The organism is Phycisphaerae bacterium (assembly GCA_041652575.1).
Classification (GTDB): domain Bacteria; phylum Planctomycetota; class Phycisphaerae; order Sedimentisphaerales; family UBA12454; genus UBA12454.
This window is the reverse complement of the sequence record JBAZHC010000001.1, coordinates 269,448-285,159: the sequence shown is the minus strand read 5'-3', so window position 1 is coordinate 285,159 and position 15,712 is coordinate 269,448. Positions and strand designations below refer to the sequence as shown.

Sequence of the window (15,712 nt, the reverse complement as noted above, 5' to 3'; positions counted from 1 at the left end):
TTTTTAGAATAACCTTGGCTGTTGAGAGTTTTCCCTTGATTGTCTTAATATATATTGTGCAAGCAAAGGAACGGCAAAAGAATATTTGCCGTATCTATTCTTGTAAACAAGACCGGAATTCGTCAACGATACCAGCATCTGACTAACGTGACTTGCACTGAATGGTTTCTCCGACTTTTTAGCTTCTTCAACTACATCCTGCACCGTAAATTCATCATCTGCATTAGGTAATTCGGCAATTATCGTAAGTAAATCACGTTGTCTATCAGTTGCCCTTGCCCATCTGCCAGCAAAAAAATCATTATCCAGTTTCCGTGTTATTTCATCAAGAGGAGCCCTTAAATTTTGTCCCCCCATATGCTGTTGTACAAAAATATCATAAACCTCCTTGCATATAAACTGTATAAAGTAGGGATAACCTCCAGACGTCTTTATTATGAGGTTGATTGATTCTTCAGAAAGTTTCACTGAACAGTTCTTGTCTTGGATAGGTTTGACAATAGCATCTCTACTGTCTTGTTCATTTAACTTGTTAAGGAAAACCACTCTAAACATTCTTTCTGAGAATGTCCGCGCTTCAACCAATTTCGGAAATAATGTCGGCAGGCCGACCATTACCAGCATAAATGGAATTTCTTTTTTCTGTAATGACTGAAATACATCCAGCAAAAGTGAAAGCGGGTATTGTTCCTTTTCAGTATGGTCCGCCATTGTCTGCGCTTCGTCGTAAGCAAATATCAACCCTCTGATATTCTGACGTTTTAGACAATCCCATACAAATTCAAGAACGCCTTTCAGTTTATCAGAGATAAGACCCGGTATATTTTTAAAAAGGTTTATTAAAAATTCGTAATTAAGAGTTGTATCAATAAGAGTCTCATCATTCCTGAATCCAAATGTATGTACTATTTGTCTATCAAACACAATATTTGATGTAACTACAGACAAGTCTGTAATCAAACGCAATGCCACCGTTTCTTCGCTAATACTTGTCGATTCGGATAAATCCGTACCCGCCCAAAGCCATCCAGCTTTCACCGCTATCGGTTTGAGAGTATCCAGCAAAACTGTCTTTCCAACTCCTCGCAAACCTGTCAGCACAAGATTCTTTATCACAATAGTTTGCTCAAGAAGTTGTTGAAATTCCTGTGTTTGTTTAGTTCTGCCCGCCAAATGCGGTGGCATATGTCCCGCACCAGGTTTGAACGGATTTGTAAACAATTGTGTCTCCATATTTAGCTCCTATTACCTTACAAACTAAATTTAGTTATAAGTATAAATTTAGCCATATACATAATAATGTCAAGTAAAATCTCCAAAACCTATAACATCTTAAACAAGAATAAGTTATATCACAAATTTACTTTTAACAAATCTTGTATAAGCTTTTTAATTTGCTCCTTTTTGTCCGCCGAAACAATCTGCCGCATTATTTTCTCCTGCCTGTCGGTAAAACATACCGTTTTTCTCATATCGAAATCGACAGCGCCCAGTGCTGTTTCAATCTCGTCGATAAGTTCCCTTATTCCGCTGCCGGTTTTTGCGCTGATTTTCAGACCATCGACTAATAAATCTCCCGCCAAATCGCATTTATTCAAAACAACAATTTTGTTTAGCCCCCGCACCTGTGGCGGGGGTTCGTCATTCCCGCGCAGGCGGGAATCCACAACATACAAAACCAAATCCGCATTTTTAATAAGCGCTGCCGCCTGTCCCTGCGATTGCGCGTCGATTATATTTTTTTCGCTCAGTGCCTCATCGAGGCCGGCGGTATCGAAAAATTCCGCTTCTATTTTTTTCAGCCGGATTTTCGCACTTAGCCAGTCTCTCGTCGTGCCGGCGATATCGGTTACTATCGCTTTTTCTTTTCCGCAAAGACGATTAAACAATGTGCTTTTACCGCTGTTCGGCGGGCCCGCGATGACAATCTTGGCGCCTCTGATAAAAAATGAAGAAATCCTGCTGTCATTCAAAACCTGTTCCGCGCCGGCTTTAATATCGTCAAGCTGAATACTATCGAGATTTTCCAGCCACCACTGACAGCTTTGCAAAAGTCCCATCTTCGTCTGATGTTGAATTATTTTCGCCCCGTCAAGAGTTGACGATTGCGAAGCTGCGATTTCAGCTTCGATTGCGATTGGATTATCGCCATATTTTTTGCGGGCAAGATACGCGATAACCTCCTGCGCCTCTGCGATTTTTGCTCCCTCTTTCTTAAGCAGCTCTAAAATATTTTCAACAATAATCGGATTGCCGTGGCAGTTAATACTAAATGAATCTTCGCCTTCGCAGCCGATTATCACTTCATCGATAAACTTGCCGCCATCGAAGATATTGCCATGCAGAATATTTAGCCCCCGCCGCTCGAGGCGGGGCGGAGCACCGAATGATTTGAAAATTTTATTTAAAATATTTACAGAATTTTCACCGACAATTTGGATGCTCGATATCGCCGCAGCAGTTTTTGCCGTCATCAGCGACGCAATGCAATTTTGCTGATGGTTATTCATAAATCGGTAAATTACGCTTTTTCTTCAATATATTTCTTGTATGCCAGCGCTATGCCCTTGACAACAAGGTCCTCGACAAACGAATCTACAAAGTCGCAGCCGCTTCTGACGATTTCCATATTTCCGCCGGTCGCTACCGTCTGCGGCCATTTGCCCAGATGCTCGGAATAAAGTCTTGAAACCACTTCAACTGCGCCTATCGCCGAATAATATAAACCGTTATTTATCGCCTCGACGGTATTTCTTCCGAACGACTTTTCAGGAATTTTCACTTTGTCAATTTTCGGCAGCGATGCCGTGAGTCTGTTCAGTGCGTCAGCGGAAATATCGAAGCCCGGCAGAATCGTCCCGCCGAGAAAAACGCCTTTATCGTCGACAATGTCAATCGTTACCGCAGTTCCGAAATCAGCGACAATTACCGCTTCGCCGGCAACGCTGTACGCGGCGAAAGCTTCCAGTACCCTGTCAACGCCAACCTGTCTCGGCTCATCGACATCGAGCTCCATCGGCAGCGGAACATCTTTGCCGATACCTATCTCGAGAATTTTCTCGCCCAATTTTTCCTGCACAGTTTTTTTAACTATTTCTGTCCACTGCGGCTTTACACTGGCGACAACAATTACACCGTCGCGTTTTGTCTTATCCTTACTGGCTTTGGAAAATGGAATCCTGTTCCAGTAGCCCGTCAGAACCTCGGCGAGTTCTTCAGGTTTATTGCCGCTGGTCTTTTCTATTCCCGCTTCAATGCCATCGAGAAACAGCCCTGCCGTTATATTCGTATTACCTATGTCTATCGCTATTAAATTCATTTCCAACCTTTCTAATGCCGAGAGCTTATAGTAAAACCCCCAAAGAATCAATTATAAAACATATTTCACCCCTGCCCGCGCAACGCAACAGAGCCGCGACAGCCTGCCTCGTCATAGCCTTGCGACGGTGGGTAATGGAGCGGTTGTCCAATTCATTTTGCTCCTTGACAACAGATGTTCGTGTAAATATATTGCATGCCTATGCCCCGGCAGGTAAAACAAAATATTGTTCTTTCGATTTATTTTATCCTGACAGTTGGTACGCTACTGGTTTTTTGGCAGGTCAGGAATTTCGATTTTGTCAATTACGACGATACTGTTTACGTATATGAAAATCCCCACGTCCTGAATAGTCTGACCGTTGACGGCGCCGTTTGGGCTTTTACCTCTGGTCACGCAACAAACTGGCACCCTTTAACCTGGCTTTCGCTTATGCTCGATTGCCGGTTGTTTGGCTCAGGTCCTGCCGGATTTCATCTCGTAAATCTCTTCCTGCATATTGCAAATACTCTGCTGCTCTTTACGGTTCTTAAGAAAATGACAGACTCGCTTTGGCCCAGCGCTTTTGTCGCCGCCGCCTTTGCTCTCCATCCAATGCACGTCGAATCAGTTGCGTGGATTGCCGAACGAAAAGATGTCCTGAGTACTTTTTTCTGGCTGCTGACGATGTGGGCTTATGTTCGTTTTGTCGGCCGGCCAAAGCCTGCCAATTATTTGCTGGCAATCGTGTTTTTCACTCTCGGCCTGATGGCAAAACCAATGCTCGTTACTCTGCCTTTTGTGCTGCTTCTGCTGGACTATTGGCCGCTTGAGCGTTTTGGCGGGCGTTCGGTTTTCTATCTGATTCGGGAAAAAATACCATTCTTTATTCTCGCTTTTGTCTCAGGTATTGTTACTTTTCTGGTTCAGCGAACCGGCGGCGCGGTGGCCGGCGGCTATCTTTCTTTCAGCGACCGATTCGCCAATGTCTTCTTATCATACACTCAATATATAAACAAAATGTTCTGGCCGCGGAATCTCGCGGTATTTTATCCTTTTCATATCGCCGGCGTCCCATTTTGGCAAATTGCGGCCTGTGCCTTACTACTGCTTGGCATTTCTGTTTTCGTGGTTCTTCCTGGACGTAATCAAAAATATTTGTCCGTAGGCTGGTTCTGGTTTGTCGGAACACTTGTGCCGGTCATAGGATTTGTCCAGGTCGGCAGACAGGCTTACGCCGACCGTTACACTTATATTCCTTATATAGGATTGTTCATAATGCTTGCCTGGGGCCTGCGGCAGCTTCTTTCAAAATGGCCCCGGCTGAAAATCGTTCTTAGCTTATCGATGATAATAGTACTGACTACTCTCGGAATATGCGCACACAGGCAGACAAGTTACTGGAAGAATAGTCTGACTCTTTTTTCGCACGCAATCGATGTAACGCAAAACAATTATCTTGCGTACTATAATCTTGGCGCTGCTTTAGACAATCTTGACCGACGCCTCGAGGCGATAGACGCCTATAAGCAGACCGTAAAAATCAGGCCGGATTATGCAGAGGCATACTACAATCTTGGCCTTGATTACGGCAGTCTCGGCCGCCTGTCCGAGGAAATAGCCGCCTATGAACAGGTCATAAAAAATAAACCGGACGATGCAGAGGCATATAATAATCTCGGCGTTGCTTACGGTAAGTTCGGCCGTCTGCCCGAGGCAATAAACGCTTTTAAGCAGGTCATAAGAACTAAGCCGGACGATATAGAGGCGTACCATAATCTCGCCATTGCCTACAGCAGCCTTGGCCGCTGGTCTGAGGCGATAGATGCTTATAAGCAAGCCGTAAGAATCAGGCCGGATTATACCGAGGCGCATCGTGCTCTTGGTCTTATTTATCTGTTAAGCGGCGATAAAGATTCCGCCCTCATTGAATACAATATCCTCAAGTCCCTAAACCCCCAATACGCCGATGAACTTCTAAATCGAATTAACAAATGAAAATGATTTTCCACAACTGTCGCAAAGACCTTGTTCAAACTTCTTTTTGAATTCGCTATAAAGTCTTTCGGCTTCCGTAGCACTTTCCCGCTTGATTTGTTCAATCTCCTCAAGCGGCATGCTCAACATATATTTCTTGAAAAATTCCCACTCAGATTCGGATATATTCATACTTATTACTTGTCTACAACAATAGTACCCATATAAACCGGAACAGTCATCTATTATTCAGTCTCAATGTTGCAACTCCTCGCTGTCTGTAAAATTATATCTCTTTTCCTTTTAAACCTCAACAAAATACACTCCATATTCAACGTTGAGCGTTCAGCGTTCGATGTTGGAAGTTAATATCGTTTTTTCCTTACTTCCCTACTTCTTTACTTCTTTTTCTTTCTGAACCAATTTAAACAGCTCTTCAGAAAGTTCTTTTATTCCTTTGCCTGTTACTGCGGATATTGTAAAGACTTTCTTTTTGAATTTCTTTTTGATTTTTTTCAGGATTTTTTCGTCCGGGTCGAGGTCGATTTTGTTAATGACTATTATTTCCTTCTTTTTGCCGAGTTCTTTGCTATAGGCCAGCAGTTCTTTTTTTATTTTTTTATAATTATCGACAGGGTCGCTTTCGTCCATCGGCATAATATCGAGTATATGAACGATAATTCTTGTTCGTTCAATATGCCGCAGAAAATCGATGCCCAGTCCGGCACCTTTATGTGCGCCTTCGATAATACCCGGCAAATCGGCCACTACGAATCTGCGGTACTCCGACAGTTCGACGATTCCGAGCACCGGCTCAAGTGTGGTGAATGGATAGTCGGCGATTTTGGGTCTTGCCGAGGAGCATCGTGAAAGCATTGTGCTTTTGCCTGCGTTTGGCAGACCGACAAGTCCGACATCTGCGATGAGTTTCAGGATAAGTTTAAGATTTCTTTCTCTGCCGACTTGTCCTTTTTGTGCGTATCGAGGCGACTGTCGGGTTGAGGTTGCGAAGGTCTTATTGCCTCTGCCGCCTTTGCCGCCCCTGCATATTTTGACTTTCATCCCGGCTTTGTTCATATCCTGCAATAGAAGACCGTCGAGGTCTTCGTCGTAAACCTGGGTTCCGACCGGCACTTTAATAACAAGGTCTTTGGCGTCGCTGCCGTGGCAATTTGACCCTTCGCCCGGCATACCATTTTTCGCCTGCCATATCGCCCTGCCTGAAAAGTCCAGCAGCGTATCCACATCTTCGGCCGCTTCAAAATACACATCTCCGCCCCGCCCACCATCCCCGCCGCTAGGACCCCCTTTGGGGATATATTTTTCACGGCGGAAAGCAACACAGCCGTCGCCGCCGTCACCGGCCTTTATTTTAATTTTTGCCTGGTCTATAAACATATCATTTTAGGGTACAGGGTTTAGGGTTTAAAAATCAAAAACAACTATACAAAAAAAGGATGGCATTAAGCCATCCTTATTCTTATTCAAATCACACCAAAGGCGGACAAGAAACAAGGGGAAATTTACGCTTCAATGTGAACTTTTTTGCCCTTAAACGTTACGAGGCCATCTTTTAAGGCAAAAAGCGTAAAATCCCTGCCCATACCAACGTTAAAGCCCGGCTGGAAAATAGTACCCTTCTGACGAACTAAAATCGCACCAGTCTTTGCAACCTGACCGCCAAATAATTTAACGCCGCGATTTTTCGGATTGCTGTCGCGTCCATTCGATGAAGAACCTTGTCCTTTTTTATGTGCCATGTAAGTACCTTCAAATAAACAACTTATACTTTTGCTAAAATTTAGAATACAGTTTTATAACAGAAATTAAAAACGATGTCAAAGGAAAAAAAGTAATAGGGTTTAGGGTACATGGTTTAGGGAAATAGGAAAGCTAAAATCAACCAAAGGTGATTAAATTTAACGCCGGATAATGATATTGCAAACTCCAAAAAAACGATTTTTAGCCATAAAAACAGACTTTTACGGGACCGTCTAATAAGAATAGTGCGGTTTGCGGCAAGAAGTGCATGAAAACCAACAGGTAAAAATCAATATCGAAAAAGGCGATTGAGGGATAATTATAGCTCGAAACCGTGAAAATTGTCGTTTTTTTATAAATTTTCACGATTATGTTGACAAAAGCGTGAAAGAAAACGAATTAAACCGCGGATTACACGGGTTACGCGGATTTTTAAAAGAATTAAAAATAGCTGGAAAAATAAACCCTGATGAAACAGTTTTAAGAGACTCTATGAAGCAGCATAAAAAACACTTCACAGGGCAGGCGGCCACTATTTATTTCCTGCAAGATTAAGGCCGTTGCTCTAGTTGCTTGAGAATTCCTTCAGCCTGCTTATATTCAGGATCTTCGGGGGCATTATCAACTACATAACGAATATTTTTTATTGCTTCATCCTTTAAACCTGTATTTGCCTGAGCGACTCCTAGAAAAAAATAGGGTGTCAGCCAATCTGGTGTTTTCCCTATCTGCTGTGTGCAAAGCTCAATCAGTGCAGGAAATTTTTTAGATTGTTCAAGAGCTACCATTTGCTGGAAAATTTCAAATTCTTCTCCTGCAACGGCTTTTATATTTCCTCCATAAGTTTGTCTTTTGACACCATTATAACTATATATTGACACCACACCTCGTCCTGCCATTTTGGCCTTCTTGTCAAGGTCTCTAATCTTTTCTTCTTTCTCTTGGAGGTCTTGTTGATATTTTCCTATTTGTTCTAGCAGGGCGTTCTTCCCAGTAATAAGCTCCTCATTTTGTTTGGACAGATTTTCTATTTTAGTAGAGGTTTCTTGCTCTTTGGCATGTTCCACTTCTTTGCTAAAATATTGAGAACCTACTGTCCCGATAGCCGTAATGAACAATCCTAACCAAAGAAGATAAGTAAAAATACTTTGCCACATTGTTGGACTCATATTTTTTTATTCTCCACAAAAAGCGTTTTTTATCTCTTCGCTTTACATTGTCATTTTACATTTTAATTTTTGATACTTGAACTTCCGTTGCTGCCTCCTCAAGGAATCGGAGTAATTATAGCGGGGAAAGCTTGGCGAAGCAAGGCATAAAAAACAGGCAAACGTTCTTTATTATTCCCTATTATTATATTGTAATTTTTGATTTAACTTTCAAAATAGAATTTACGAGCTTAGCCAGTTTTTCCCGCTCTAACCCATTAAAAATATCATAAAGCTCATTAAACAGTGGAGATTTTAAGCCAGCATTGAGTCCTTTTTCTCCCTTGGTATGAATGGCTTTATAGTTTTGAATTCGCATTGGAAAACCCTTGTGAGGTATGAGTTCCCTAATATTATCAATATCATATTTCAAATCTTTATAATGATGTAATGCTATATAAAGGGCAACTATGTTATCTTCAACCAACCAATTTCTTTTACGCATAATCTCTCCTTTGCTATTTTTCTAATTCTTCTGATATATCCTCGAATATCTATATTTCAAAACCATAATCCCCGGCACAGGTCCGGGGGTTAATCACGGCGGCGGGGTTGTTTTATTTTCGCAATTAAATCTTTTCTTCCTTTAGAGGAAAAGAAGTTTATCAGCATTCTCTGGTTTTCAGGACGGGCGAACTGCAAAAGAGCGAGTTGCAGATTCTTTTCGCTGTGGCCCTTCGGCACAAATATCTTCTTTCCCTTAGCATCAATACCCGAAACATACATCGCAGTCGAAAGCGTCAGCGGCACAGGTGTAAAATCCTGAACCTGCTCCAAACGCCAATTCTTTTTCAACAGATACTCCATAAGTTTTACAGCGTCGTCGGACGTCGAGCCGGGGTGAGAACTGATGAAATAAGGAACAAGATACTGCTGCCTGCCGGCCTTTTTAGAGGCGGCAAGGAATTTATCTTCAAATTCATCGAGCAATTCAATCGGACACTTGCCCATAAGAGCCAATACAGGCGGGCAGGAATGCTCGGGGGCGACTTTTAAATGGCCGCCAACGAAATGAGCGGCCAATAAATTAATATACTCGCTGCTGAGCAGGGCCAAATCGTGCCTTACGCCGGAGGCGACGTAAACGTTGATTTTCCGCTTGCCGGAGTTTGCCCATTTTAGAATCTCATTCATCAATTTTAAGAGCTTCGTGTAATCGGCGTTGAGGAATTTACACGGCGATGGAAACAGGCAGCTTGCCCTCTGACAAGATTTATCATTTCCACAGCTCATACCATACATATTTGCGGTTGGGCCGCCGATGTCGGAGATTGTGCCGTGGAAGAATTTTTCTTTACTGAGTCTTTCGGCCTCATCGAGAATGGAATTTATGGACCGGCTGGAGATGTGTTTGCCCTGATGGAAATAGAGCGAGCAGAAGGAACAGCCGCCGAAGCAGCCGCGATGAGTCGTTATCGAACACTGCACCGGCTCAAGAGCTGGGACGCCGCCGAGGCTGTCGTACATCGGGTGCGAACGTTTGGTAAATGGCAGGGCGTAAATTTCGTCCATTGTTTTTTCGTCGAGCGGCGCGGCGGGAGGCATAACGACGATTTTTCCTGCGCCCTGGTCCTGAATGACTGCCCCCCCAGGACAGGCCTGGGGGCTAACCAATTGATATTTTAAATGCGCTTCCATAACGAGGGCGGGATTTTCTTTTTGCTGCTCGAACGAGGGAAGCTCTACGGTATCTGCCGGAGGGATTACGTCTTTGAAGACCGGATATGCTGTGCCGGGGACATCGGTGATTTCTCTTATCGATTTGCCTGCGTCGAGTCTTTTTGCGATTTCGAGAATCGCAAGTTCGCCCATACCGTGGACAAGCATATCGGCTTTTGCGTCGATGAGGACGGAACGCTTGAGCTGGTTTTCGATATAATCGAAATGGACGAGACGCTTAAGGCTTGCCTCAAGTCCGCCGAGGATAATAGGTATTCCTTTAAATGCTTCTCTGGCGCGGGCGGCATAAACGAGCAGAGGTTTGTCGGGACGAAGGCCGAGGACACCTGCGGGAGAGTAAACATCTTCTCTGCGTTTGTGGCCGAGCGATGTATAGTTGTTGAGGCGCGAATCAATCGAGCCGGAAGTGATACCCCAGAAAAGGCGGGGAGGGCCGAAGATTCTGAACGCATCGGCACTTTTCCAATCGGGCTGCGGCAGGATGGCGACATGGAAGCCCTTGCTTTGGAGCCATCGGCCAATCAGTGCGACGCCAAAAGAGGGATGGTCAACGTAGGCATCGCCGGTAACGAGAATGACGTCGGGGGCGGCCCAGCCCATAGACTTCATTTCCTTTTCGGTCGCGGGAAGAAATATGTTTTGCGATTTCGACATAGAAAATCATTATATCAAAAAACGCGGATTTTGTCATTGAGGAAATGCCCTTCTTGAAGGCAAACAAAAAAGCCTCCGGCACCATTATCGCTCGGAGGCTTTGAAACCCATAGACGAAAAATTATTTGCGGCGAATCAAACCGAAAATGCCGATGGTCAGCAGGGAAATCGTCGCAGGTTCAGGGATGAGTTCCATACGAACCGGCGCATACAAATCCGGCAGCCAGGTCACTCCGCCATCTATAGAAAGTTCGGTATAAACATCGAAGAAACTCTCAATCTGATATTGGCCTCCGCCTAAATCCTCGATGATTGTCTGGCCGGAAGATGAAAGTGTCGGACTTTCGCGAAGCATAACTCCCGCTGGCAACGGACTACCTGAAATATTCATTGAAAGTATCTCGGTGCTGTATGTGCCGGTGTTTTCTATATAGCTGACACCCTGAATCCTGACGGTTACCGGCGCTGAAACCGTGAAAGGCGTAAACGTTGCTCCTGCATCGACAGATACCTCTAAATCCACCAGCGAATCAAACAAATGTGTATCCGTTTGGCCGACAGGCGGAGGCGCGAATGAAGCTGAAAATCCATAGTGTACGGCGTTAGCGATGTAAATCCCCATTCCATAATAACTATGCCATTGATCCACGCTGACGTATTGGCCGTCCAGCGGAGGCAGGTTAGGACTGGAACCTACATACGAGGCAATGCTTTGCGATGCGCAGAGCAAAACACAAAGCAACACAAAAAAATTGATTGTAAGAATTGTCTTCTTCATAAAAACTCCTTCCTCAAAAATATTCGCGTACTTGTCTCTCCATCATACTTTAAGCGAAATCAATGTACCATTATGATACTATCAGGGGGGATTTTATGTCAATCAAAATCTTTTATTTGTTTTTGCAGTAAGTCTATGATTAACAGACACTTAGTCGCGTTTCTTCAAAAATAAGATTTGAGTGATTTCCTGAGTTCATCAAGGAAAATTAACCGGCCATTGAGGATTGTTTTACATTCGACACAATATTTTTTTATAAATATTTGTCAGGCTGTAAATAATTCTGCACGTAATCTTTGACGGCGTCTTCGAGAGGGGTAATGTCCTTCTTATAGCCGGCGGCGCAGATTTTGCCGATGTCGGCCTGAGTGAAATACTGATAATGGGCGCGAACATTCGAGGGCATATCAATAAACTCAATATCAGGATTCAAATCCATCGCGGCAAAGAGAGCGCCGGCCAGGTCGAGCCAACTGCGGGCGTTGCCGGTGCCGATATTGAAAATGCCGCTGGCTTTTTTGTTATCAAGGAAAAACAGCGTCATATCGACGGCGTCCCTGACGTAAAGGAAATCGCGTCTCTGGCCGCCGTCGGCGTAATCGGGCTTGTACGATTTGAAAAGTTTGACTTTGCCAGTCTGCTTTATCTGCTGGAAACCTTTTAAGACGAAACTCCGCATATCGGCCTTGTGATATTCATTTGGGCCAAAGACATTGAAATATTTAAGGCCGACGATTTTATTCAGCATTCCGTTATCCTGCGCCCAGAGGTCAAACATCTGCTTGGAATAGCCGTACATATTCAACGGCTGAAGCTGGGCCAGTTTCGATTCGTCATCGCTGAAGCCTTTCGCGCCGTCGCCATAAGTGGCTGCACTGGAGGCGTAAACGAAACGGGCTTTTTTATCGACGGCAAAGGCCGCGGCGGTCTTCGAATATTCGAAATTATTTTTAATCAGATACGAGGCGTCAGTCTCGGTAGTCGATGAACAGGCGCCGAGATGAAAAATCGCCTTAACGGGTAAATTCAATCTGCCGGCGGAAATAAGGTTAAGGAAATCATCGGATTCTATGTAATCGGTAAAGCGAAGATTGCGAAGGTTCTTCCACTTTTCATCTTTGCCGAGGATGTCAACAATCAGAATGTCCGTAATGCCCCTGGCGTTAAGACCCGCGACCAACGCTGAGCCAATAAAACCAGAACCGCCAGTTACAATTATCATAAAACCGCCACAGAGAAATTATTATTTATTATTATAGCCACAGAGGTCACAGAGGTCACAGAGAAAATAAATAAAAAATATGATAATGTCAAATAAGATAGGCGCAAAAAAACAGCCGGCTTAAAGCCGGCCGCAAATTATATTGATATCACCGGGCGCAACTGTGCGAAATTAACACAAAGCTATGTAACTGGCGATGGCAAGCATCAGAATCCGCTTCTTATTGAAAGTAAACGGAAGCCAAATGCCGTAATAAAAACTTCTGATTTTTGCCATGCGAAAACCCTTAAATGCCATTAATTATTAACCGCATTATAACAAATGATTGGCTAAAAAGCAAAAAAAGGTGTGTTTTTTTCTTTAAATCGTTTATTGTAAAGGATTTACGCGCAAAATATTTGGTTTCAGGAAGTGCTTTTTCAATACTGATAAAGGCTGTCGGCTTTGGCGGCAAAGATGAAATCGTTTGTGTGCAGGCCGTTGATTTTGTGAGTCCAGAGAGTAAGTTTTGCCCTGCCCCAGCCGAAGTTAATATCGGGATGATGGCCGATTTCCTCGGCCAGTGCGCCGACTTTATTGACGAAATCGAGGGCAAGTTTGAAATTTTTAAATTTGAATGTTTTTTCGAGCTGATGCTCATTGATTATCTGCCAGCCTGCGGGAAGCTGCGCGGCAAGAGCGGCAAGGTCGGCGCCTTTCAAAGGTTCGATACCACCCTGACATGGAACGCATTTGCGGTTTATCAAATCACAATTATTTTCCTGCGTCATAAAAGCCTCATCATTTTACTTTAATAGGTCCGAATACCGGCAACGAACGGCCGGCACTGTCGGTAATGTTGCAGTAAGGCATCGCGCCGAAACCGTAATGGAGAAAAATCAGATGAGGATTGGCGGCGGGCAGTGAAGTACAAACCGTAATTTTAGAACCCTGAAGTTTTATATTGTAAATCGAATCGCATAAACTGCCGTCGAAATGAACTACCTTAAAACCGGACGGATGACCGGCGGACTGAAGAGAGCCGGCGACATTCGAAAATACAACTTCAATATCAACAGTGTCTTTGTATTTATTGATTTTTCTGCGAATGGATTTTAATTCAATCTGCTTTTTACCCTTTCGGAAATACACGGCATCGGCAAATCTTTTGCCGAGGCGCTGCTGGTCTCTGCCGCCGATGTGAATTTCGTCATCCATAGAAAGGTCTATCGCTGAAACGAGTATAAGATTTTTTATTACCTTCGGCAAAAGCCTCTGCTGATTTTGAATGTTATTCCAGCCGATGGCGGACTGCGAACACTTTGCGACTCTCGAAATCTGGGCCATTACAAAAGGCAACCCTGTAATACCCAAATCTTTTCGAAAAGAGGCGACTAATTTTTTCATTCTTTTCGTGTAGAGCGAGACTTTTTCCGATGAGTCCGTGTCGGAACAGCCCTGATACCAGAGAATACCGGCAACATTTGAGCCGTTCTTTTCGAATCGTCTTAAAAGCGCGCCATAAAGACTTTTGTTTTTATGTTTTTTAAGAGCTGGATTCCACTGCGACATTGAAGTTCCGCCGTGAGCGCAGCAGAGAAGGCCCTGCGGGGCGCCGGTTAGACGATACATTTCTTTTCCAAATGCCACGCCTGGACCTGTGCCTTTCTTTTTATTCCTGATGGGATTTGCGCCGCCGCAAAGAGCCGCGTGTACAGGGTCAATCGAGTCGTAAAGGTTGTGAATCGGGTCTTGGGCTGCGGCCCATTTGTCATTCATATAAAAGGCACGGACAAGCGGATGAGGTTTGGCGGCGTACCTGATAAAGCCGCAGCCTTCCATATTCGACTGGCCTGCGAGAATCCAGACATCGCCGACGAGTATATTATTAAATTCCAAAATTGTGTCCAAGTCTTTAGCGGAAGTGAATTTGAAAATTATCTGGTAAGGTCCGCATGTGGGAATGCCGGTAAGTTTGAACTGGAAAGAGCCTTTTTTCAGCCTGGTCAGTTTTTTGAAATTAAATCCTTTAAGCGTTTTGCCTTTTTGGACAACCTTAACGCTGATAACGCCTGCAGATTTGGCCGTTCCTTTTATCAGGGTTTCGGAAAAATTTTTTCTGTTCCGCTGTAATACCTGTCCGCTATTGATACCATTGATAATTAACATAAAAATTCCCTTAATCAATTGAATAAAGCTTCGACAAAAGTATCAGGGTCGAACTCGGCGATGTCGTCGGGCTGTTCGCCGAGGCCGACAAATTTTACGGGAATATTGAGCTGGTCCTTAATAGCAATTACTATGCCGCCGCGGGCAGTACCGTCGAGCTTGGCGAGAAATATGCCTGTAACATCTATGGCTTCGGTAAACATCTTTGCCTGCATAATCGCGTTCTGGCCGGTTGTGGCGTCGAGCACAAGCAGAACTTCGTGCGGCGACGATGGAATCTGCTTTGCGACGACGTCGCGAATTTTTGTCAGTTCCTTCATAAGATTTTTCTGCGTGTGCAGCCTGCCTGCCGTATCGAGAATAAGATATTGAGCGCCCCTGGCAAGAGCGGCCGAGCAGGCATCATAGGCTACCGCGGCAGGGTCGGCGTTCTGGGCGTGCTTGATAATCTCAACGCCGATTCGCTGCGACCAGATTGTAAGCTGCTCAACGGCGGCGGCGCGGAACGTATCGCAGGCGGCGACAATAACTTTTTCCTTATTGCGGCTGAGCATATAGGCGAGCTTGGCGATACTGGTTGTTTTGCCCGAGCCGTTGACGCCGGCGATGAGAATTACTGTCGGATTCAATGGGGCAATATTAAGCTGGCGGGCCTGCGCCGGCCAGTAACCTTTTATATGTTCCTTTAAAAAAGGAATAACATCTTCGGTTTTCGCTATCTTTTTATTTTTATACGCAACCCGAAGGTCGGATATCAGTTTGTCGGTAGTCTCAACGCCGATATCATCGCTGATTAATGTCTCCTGAAGCTGGTCTAGAAGCTCATCGTCAATATCCCTGCCGAGCGTTAAAACACTTTGCAACGAAGACTTAATCCTGTCGCGGGTCCTGCCGAGATGGCCTTTAAGATAATCAAGCGTTTTAGTAAAAATTCCCATAGAAACTCCAAATCCTTTAACTGCGTTAAAGGCGGTATTTTAACACAG

15 protein-coding genes are annotated in these 15,712 nt (G+C 44.3%); 2 read left to right on the top strand and 13 right to left on the bottom strand.

What is annotated here, in order from left to right; genetic code table 11:
- Positions 1-3: 3 nt before the first annotated feature.
- From WC496_01405 to WC496_01395, 3 genes are all read right to left on the bottom strand, one after another.
- Entirely contained in the window at positions 4-1,233 is a 1,230-nt protein-coding gene (locus WC496_01405; GenBank protein ID MFA5291671.1) for an ATP-binding protein, read from the bottom strand.
- A 119-nt stretch (positions 1,234-1,352) separates the two neighbouring features.
- Entirely contained in the window at positions 1,353-2,510 is a 1,158-nt protein-coding gene (locus WC496_01400) for a GTPase (GenBank protein ID MFA5291670.1), read from the bottom strand.
- Between the two features lie 11 nt (positions 2,511-2,521).
- Positions 2,522-3,319, bottom strand: a complete 798-nt coding sequence (locus WC496_01395) for a type III pantothenate kinase (protein MFA5291669.1) — start codon at positions 3,317-3,319, stop codon at positions 2,522-2,524.
- 201 nt (positions 3,320-3,520) lie between these two features.
- On the opposite strand from WC496_01395, the gene WC496_01390 reads away from it, so the two are divergent.
- Complete coding sequence (locus WC496_01390) at positions 3,521-5,296, top strand: tetratricopeptide repeat protein (GenBank protein MFA5291668.1); 1,776 nt, start codon at positions 3,521-3,523, stop codon at positions 5,294-5,296.
- Between the two features lie 369 nt (positions 5,297-5,665).
- Here the strand turns inward: WC496_01390 and obgE are convergent, their stop codons facing one another.
- Positions 5,666-6,673 (bottom strand): GTPase ObgE, encoded by a 1,008-nt coding sequence (obgE, locus tag WC496_01385; GenBank protein ID MFA5291667.1) that lies wholly within the window; start codon positions 6,671-6,673, stop codon positions 5,666-5,668.
- 125 nt (positions 6,674-6,798) lie between these two features.
- The gene (rpmA, locus tag WC496_01380) at positions 6,799-7,035 is read right to left on the bottom strand and encodes a 50S ribosomal protein L27 (GenBank protein ID MFA5291666.1); all 237 of its coding nucleotides are present in this window, start codon (positions 7,033-7,035) and stop codon (positions 6,799-6,801) included.
- A 385-nt stretch (positions 7,036-7,420) separates the two neighbouring features.
- On the opposite strand from rpmA, the gene WC496_01375 reads away from it, so the two are divergent.
- Positions 7,421-7,591 carry a hypothetical protein gene (locus tag WC496_01375; GenBank protein ID MFA5291665.1) on the top strand — a complete coding sequence of 57 codons (171 nt, stop codon included), beginning with the start codon at positions 7,421-7,423 and terminating at the stop codon, positions 7,589-7,591.
- Here WC496_01375 and WC496_01370 read toward each other — a convergent pair.
- The 8 genes from WC496_01370 to ftsY form a co-directional block, all read right to left on the bottom strand.
- Positions 7,588-8,205, bottom strand: coding sequence for a hypothetical protein (locus WC496_01370; protein MFA5291664.1), 618 nt, complete (start codon positions 8,203-8,205; stop codon positions 7,588-7,590). The genes WC496_01375 and WC496_01370 overlap by 4 nt on opposite strands.
- A gap of 184 nt (positions 8,206-8,389) precedes the next feature.
- Positions 8,390-8,689, bottom strand: coding sequence for a hypothetical protein (locus WC496_01365; protein MFA5291663.1), 300 nt, complete (start codon positions 8,687-8,689; stop codon positions 8,390-8,392).
- Between the two features lie 89 nt (positions 8,690-8,778).
- Positions 8,779-10,578 (bottom strand): YgiQ family radical SAM protein, encoded by a 1,800-nt coding sequence (locus WC496_01360; protein ID MFA5291662.1) that lies wholly within the window; start codon positions 10,576-10,578, stop codon positions 8,779-8,781.
- A gap of 121 nt (positions 10,579-10,699) precedes the next feature.
- Positions 10,700-11,356, bottom strand: a complete 657-nt coding sequence (locus tag WC496_01355; GenBank protein MFA5291661.1) for a PEP-CTERM sorting domain-containing protein — start codon at positions 11,354-11,356, stop codon at positions 10,700-10,702.
- 253 nt (positions 11,357-11,609) lie between these two features.
- Entirely contained in the window at positions 11,610-12,578 is a 969-nt protein-coding gene (rfaD, locus tag WC496_01350) for an ADP-glyceromanno-heptose 6-epimerase (GenBank protein MFA5291660.1), read from the bottom strand.
- Positions 12,579-12,997: 419 nt separating this feature from the next.
- Positions 12,998-13,348 (bottom strand): 4a-hydroxytetrahydrobiopterin dehydratase, encoded by a 351-nt coding sequence (locus tag WC496_01345; protein MFA5291659.1) that lies wholly within the window; start codon positions 13,346-13,348, stop codon positions 12,998-13,000.
- 10 nt (positions 13,349-13,358) lie between these two features.
- Entirely contained in the window at positions 13,359-14,726 is a 1,368-nt protein-coding gene (locus tag WC496_01340; protein ID MFA5291658.1) for a sialate O-acetylesterase, read from the bottom strand.
- Between the two features lie 14 nt (positions 14,727-14,740).
- On the bottom strand, positions 14,741-15,664 hold the full coding sequence (gene ftsY, locus WC496_01335; GenBank protein ID MFA5291657.1) for a signal recognition particle-docking protein FtsY: 924 nt from the start codon (positions 15,662-15,664) through the stop codon (positions 14,741-14,743).
- Positions 15,665-15,712: the final 48 nt, after the last annotated feature.